This window comes from Streptomyces sp. NPDC054840 (assembly GCF_053611065.1).
On record NZ_JBSGZP010000561.1, the window covers coordinates 1 to 4,992 of the forward strand.

At 69.6% G+C, this 4,992-nt stretch carries 3 protein-coding genes; all 3 read right to left on the reverse strand.

Features of this window, described 5'->3' with window-relative positions; genetic code table 11:
• Window positions 1-980: LCP family protein (locus ACWGIU_RS29555; protein WP_453710871.1), on the reverse strand; the 980-nt coding region annotated here is incomplete at its 3' end.
• A 91-nt stretch (window positions 981-1,071) separates the two neighbouring features.
• Window positions 1,072-3,201, reverse strand: a complete 2,130-nt coding sequence (locus ACWGIU_RS29560) for a 3-hydroxyacyl-CoA dehydrogenase NAD-binding domain-containing protein (protein ID WP_386015047.1) — start codon at window positions 3,199-3,201, stop codon at window positions 1,072-1,074.
• On the reverse strand, window positions 3,198-4,424 hold the full coding sequence (locus tag ACWGIU_RS29565) for a thiolase family protein (protein WP_202199161.1): 1,227 nt from the start codon (window positions 4,422-4,424) through the stop codon (window positions 3,198-3,200). The genes ACWGIU_RS29560 and ACWGIU_RS29565 overlap by 4 nt, the downstream gene beginning before the upstream one ends.
• Window positions 4,425-4,992 lie beyond the last annotated feature (568 nt).

The window sequence follows — 4,992 nt, forward strand, 5'->3', positions numbered from 1 at the left end:
GCCTCCCACAGCTGGGTCGCCTGCGGCTCGGCCACGATCACGCGGTTCGGGTCCACCTTGTCGTAGGCGACCGGAAGCATGATCGTCTCCATCGTGTCCGGGTCGACACCCTTCATGCTCTGCGCGAAGTCGGACAGCGCGGTGAGCGAGGCGAGGTCGGAGTCGGTGGTCAGCGACTTGGTCCCGGCGTCCGCGAGCTTGTACAGCCGCGCCGGGTTGCCGAGGGCGTCCTGCTTCTTGATCTCGGACAGCATGGCCGTCATGAACTGCTGCTGCAGGCCGATGCGGCCGAGGTCGCTGCCGTCACCGTAGCCGTAGCGGGTACGGACGAACTTCAGCGAGTCGGTGCCGTTCAGCCGGTGCGGCCCGGCGTCCAGCTTGAGGCCGCCCTTGGCGCCGCTCATCGGCTTGTCCAAGGTGACGGTGACCCCGCCCAGCGCGTCGACCAGGCCCTTGAAGCCGGCGAAGTCGACCTCGACGAAGTGGTCCACGCGGACGCCGGACATCTGCTCCACCGTGTTGACCACGCAGGCCGGGCCGGCGAGCGAGTAGACGGAGTTGAACATGACCCGCTTGGCGGAGGGCAGGGTCTTGCCCTTGCCGTCCTTGCACTCGGGCCGGGTGATCAGGGTGTCGCGGGGGATGCTCACCGCGGTCGCCTTGGCCCGGCCCTCGGGTATGTGCACCAGCATCGCGGTGTCCGAGCGGGCACCGCTGACATCGCCGTGGTCGAGATCGGCATTGGCCCCGCCGCGCGAATCGGAGCCGAGCACCAGGATGTTCTGGGCGTTCGCGACGACCTTCGCGGGCCGGTTGTCGCCGATCGCCCGGTCCAGGTCGACGCTGTCGATGTTGGAGTTGAGGTGGCTGTAGGTCCACCAGCCGGCTCCGGCCGTGCCCAGGATCAGCACGGCGACCAGCAGCAGGGTGATCCGCAGAATGCGGCGGCGGCGTCTGGGCCGCGCGTGCTTTTCCGTCATGGGGGTGAATCTTAGACAGCTATTCGAACGGCTGTGGCCCGCCCCCCGGAAGGGGCGGGCCGAGCCGTGGAACAGCCCTCGCAGACCCGGACTAGGCCGGGATGCTCGCGAGGCCGGGGGCGAGGAACTTCTTGCCGTTCACGCGCTCCGAGACACCCTCACGGTCCAGGTACGGCGTGATGCCGCCCAGGTGGAAGGGCCAGCCGGCGCCCGTGATGAGGCAGAGGTCGATGTCCTGGGCCTCGGCCACGACACCCTCCTCCAGCATCAGGCCGATCTCCTGCGCCACCGCGTCCAGGACGCGGTCGCGGACCTGCTCCTCCGTCAGGACGACGTCGCCCTGCACCAGGAGGGCGGCGACCTCGGGGTCCAGCTCCGGCTTGCCGGAATCGTAGACGTAGAAGCCGCGCTTGCCGGCCTTGACGACCGCCGCGAGGTTCGGGGAGACGGTGAAGCGCTCCGGGAAGGCGCGGTTCAGGGTCTCGGAGACGTGCAGACCGATCGCCGGGCCGACGAGCTCCAGGAGCACCAGCGGGGACATCGGCAGGCCGAGCGGCTCGATGGCCTTCTCCGCCGTGACGACCGGGGTGCCCTCGTCGATGACGTTCTGGATCTCGCCCATGAAGCGGGTCAGGATGCGGTTCACGACGAACGCCGGGGCGTCCTTGGTGAGGACCGCGGTCTTCTTCAGCTTCTTGGCGACACCGAAGGCCGTGGCCAGCGAGGCGTCGTCGGTCTGCTCACCGCGGACGATCTCCAGCAGCGGGAGGATCGCGACCGGGTTGAAGAAGTGGAAGCCGACCACGCGCTCCGGGTGCTGGAGCTTGGAGGCCATCTCCGACACCGACAGCGAGGAGGTGTTGGTGGCGAGGATCGCGTGCGCCGGGGCGACCGCCTCGACCTCCGCGAACACCTTCTGCTTGACGGACATCTCCTCGAACACGGCCTCGATGATGAAGTCCGCGTCCGCGAAACCCTCGGCCTTGTCCAGGACACCCGTCACCAGGGCGGTCAGGCGGTTGGCCTTGTCCTGGTTGATGCGGCCCTTGCCGAGCAGCTTCTGGATCTCGGCGTGGACGTAGCCCACACCCTTGTCCACGCGCTCCTGATCGATGTCGGTGAGGACCACCGGCACCTCCAGGCGGCGCAGGAAGAGCAGCGCCAGCTGAGAGGCCATCAGGCCCGCGCCGACGACGCCGACCTTGGTGACCGGACGGGCCAGGGACTTGTCCGGGGCGCCGGCCGGGCGCTTGGCGCGCTTCTGCACCAGGTTGAAGGCGTAGATGCCCGAGCGCAGCTCGCCGCCCATGATGAGGTCGGCCAGGGCCGTGTCCTCGGCGTCGAAGCCGGCCTGCAGGTCGCCCGACTTGGCCGCGGCGATGATGTCCAGCGCGCGGTAGGCGGCGGGAGCGGCGCCGTGCACCTTGGAGTCCGCGATGAAGCGGCCCTTGGCGACGGCCGCGTCCCAGGCCTCACCGCGGTCGATCTCGTCGCGGACGACCTCGGTGGTGCCGTTCAGGACGTTCGCGGTCCACAGGAGCGACTGCTCCAGGAAGTCCGCGCCCTCGAACAGCGCGTCCGCGATGCCCAGGTCGAAGACCTGCTTGCCACGCAGCTGCTTGTTCTGGTTGAGCGAGTTCTCGATGATCACCGAGACCGCGCGCTCGGCGCCGATCAGGTTCGGCAGGATGGCGCAGCCGCCCCAGCCGGGAACCAGGCCGAGGAAGACCTCGGGCAGCGAGAAGGCCGGGATGGCCTTCGAGACGGTGCGGTAGGTGCAGTGCAGACCGACCTCGACACCGCCGCCCATGGCCGCGCCGTTGTAGTACGCGAAGGTCGGGACCGCCAGCGCCGAGAGGCGCTTGAAGACGTCGTGGCCGCCCTTGCCGATGGCGAGCGCCTCGTCGTGCTTCTTCAGCAGCTCGACACCCTTGAGGTCGGCGCCGACCGCGAAGATGAACGGCTTGCCGGTGATGCCGGCGCCGACGATGGAGCCCGCGAGGGCCTCCTGCTCGACCTGGTCGATCGCCGCGTTCAGGTTGGCGAGGGACTGCGGGCCGAAGGTGGTCGGCTTGGTGTGGTCGAAGCCGTTGTCCAGCGTGATGAGCGCGAAGCGCCCGGCGCCGAACGGCAGGTCCAGGTGGCGGACGTGCGCGGACGTGACGACCTCGTCCGGGAACAGCTCGGCCGCGCCCTTCAGGAGCTCAGCGGTGGTGCTCACTTGGAGTCTCCCTCGGCGTTGAAGTTCGGGTTCTCCCAGATGACCGTGGCGCCCATGCCGAAGCCGACGCACATGGTGGTCAGGCCGTAGCGGACGTGCGGCTGCTCCTCGAACTGGCGGGCCAGCTGCGTCATCAGGCGCACGCCCGAGGAGGCGAGCGGGTGACCGAAGGCGATGGCGCCGCCGTACTGGTTCACGCGGGCGTCGTCGTCGGCGATGCCGTAGTGCTCCAGGAACGCGAGGACCTGGACCGCGAAGGCCTCGTTGACCTCGAAGAGGCCGATGTCCTCGATCGTCAGGCCGGCCTGGGCCAGGGCCTTCTCGGTGGCCGGGATCGGGCCGTAGCCCATGACCTCGGGCTCGACACCCGCGAAGGAGTACGAGACCAGGCGCATCTTGACCGGGAGGTTGTTCTCCCGGGCGAAGTCCTCGGACGCGATGATCGCGGCGGTGGCACCGTCGTTGAGACCGGCGGCGTTGCCCGCGGTGACCCGGCCGTGCGTACGGAACGGGGTCTTCAGGCCGGCCAGGTTCTCCAGCGTGGTGCCCGGGCGCATCGGCTCGTCGGTGGTGACCAGGCCCCAGCCCGTCTCACCGGCCGCCTCGTTGGTGTTGCGCACCGAGATCGGGACCAGGTCCTGCTGGATCTTGCCGTCGGCGTACGCCTTGGCGGCCTTCTCCTGCGAGCGCACGGCGTACTCGTCGGCGCGGAGCTTGGTGATCGTCGGGTACCGGTCGTGCAGGTTCTCGGCGGTCATGCCCATGAACAGGGCGGACTCGTCGACCAGCTTCTCGGAGACGAAGCGCGGGTTCGGGTCCACGCCCTCACCCATGGGGTGACGGCCCATGTGCTCGACACCGCCGGCGAGGGCGACGTCGTAGGCACCGAAGGCCACACCGCCCGCGACGGCGGTCACGGCGGTCAGCGCGCCGGCGCACATGCGGTCGATGGAGTAGCCCGGGACGGACTGCGGGAGGCCCGCGAGAATGCCGGCGGTACGGCCCAGCGTCAGGCCCTGGTCACCGATCTGCGTGGTCGCGGCGATGGCGACCTCGTCGATCTTCTTGGGGTCCAGGTCCGGGTTGCGGCGCAGCAGCTCCCGGATCGCCTTCACGACGAGGTCGTCGGCGCGGGTCTCGTGGTAGATGCCCTTCGGGCCCGCCTTGCCGAACGGGGTGCGGACGCCGTCGACGAAGACGACGTCCCTGACGGTACGAGGCACGTTGGCTCTCCTCCAGGTGCGGGTGTGCACTGCTGCGCGCGGGGGCGTTCGGCGTACGTTGCTGAGCGCCCGCTCACCCGACCCATGCTACTTGCGGGTAACCAATGTGCACACCCCCTCCCCGAGGAGCGGCGAAGGTCACACCGGCCGGCGTCCCGTGAGCCCCCTCGCGCCCCCGCCGATCGGAGCGGCGGCGGCCACCCGATGGGGTCGGTTACGGGCCCGGAGCGGCGGCGCGTCCGGGCACCGGTGATCGTCCGCCGATTCTGGGCCGGTCCCGGGTGTCCTCCCGGGCCGAGCCGACCGAGAGGTTCGAACCATGGCCGTCCGCTGAGCGGAACCGACTGGGACCCGCCGTTCGAGATGCCGGTGTCGACACCGCCCAACCTGTGGGGCTTCCCGAAGAACCTCACCGGAAAGGTTCGAAGTGGCCTGCGCCGGTCACCGGATTCCCTGGGAACGGGCGTCCAGGCACATGCACCAGCTTTCCCGCCAGTGGCTCGAGCACACCGCGATCGACGGGCACACCGGGGGCAGCTTCGTGATGGACGAGGAGGGTGCCTACGCC